General features: G+C 48.4%; 4 tRNA genes and 1 rRNA gene. All 5 read left to right on the top strand.

Going from position 1 to position 665, the window contains the following annotated elements:
* Positions 1 to 37 precede the first annotated feature (37 nt).
* Positions 38 to 119, top strand: a tRNA-Leu gene (locus tag M3221_RS25505).
* 5 nt (positions 120 to 124) lie between these two features.
* Positions 125 to 199, top strand: a tRNA-Gly gene (locus tag M3221_RS25510).
* 17 nt (positions 200 to 216) lie between these two features.
* A tRNA-Arg gene (locus M3221_RS25515) sits at positions 217 to 293 on the top strand.
* Between the two features lie 8 nt (positions 294 to 301).
* Positions 302 to 377, top strand: a tRNA-Ala gene (locus M3221_RS25520).
* A gap of 169 nt (positions 378 to 546) precedes the next feature.
* Positions 547 to 665 (top strand): 16S ribosomal RNA (locus tag M3221_RS25525); the annotation flags it as partial.

Genomic DNA, 665 nt, shown 5'->3' on the forward strand with positions numbered 1-665 from the left:
TCGAAGGTTCGAGTCCTTCATGGCTCACCATGTATATGCGGGTGTGGCGGAATTGGCAGACGCACCAGACTTAGGATCTGGCGCCGCAAGGCGTGGGGGTTCAAGTCCCTTCACCCGCACTTTTGCGGAAGTAGTTCAGTGGTAGAACATCACCTTGCCAAGGTGGGGGTCGCGGGTTCGAATCCCGTCTTCCGCTCCAATTTAACTTTATAATTTGCGCCCGTAGCTCAATTGGATAGAGTACTTGACTACGAATCAAGCGGTTAGAGGTTCGAGTCCTCTCGGGCGCGCCATTTATCATGGGGCCTTAGCTCAGCTGGGAGAGCGCCTGCTTTGCACGCAGGAGGTCAGCGGTTCGATCCCGCTAGGCTCCACCAAAAAATATTGTTGACACTTTATTTTTTTAGTGTTAAGATATTAAAGTCGCAAATGACGCATTGAACATTGAAAACTGAACAAAATCAATAAAAACGTCAACGTTTTAAATTTTTATCTTCCATTAAAAACACCCCGTGTTTTAATGGGAACAAATGAGCAATCAAACACTTTTTGGAGAGTTTGATCCTGGCTCAGGACGAACGCTGGCGGCGTGCCTAATACATGCAAGTCGAGCGGACTTGACGGAGCTTGCTCTGTTCAAGTTAGCGGCGGACGGGTGAGTAACA

This window comes from Domibacillus indicus (assembly GCF_023715895.1).
GTDB classification, from domain to species: Bacteria; Bacillota; Bacilli; order Bacillales; family Domibacillaceae; genus Domibacillus; species Domibacillus indicus_A.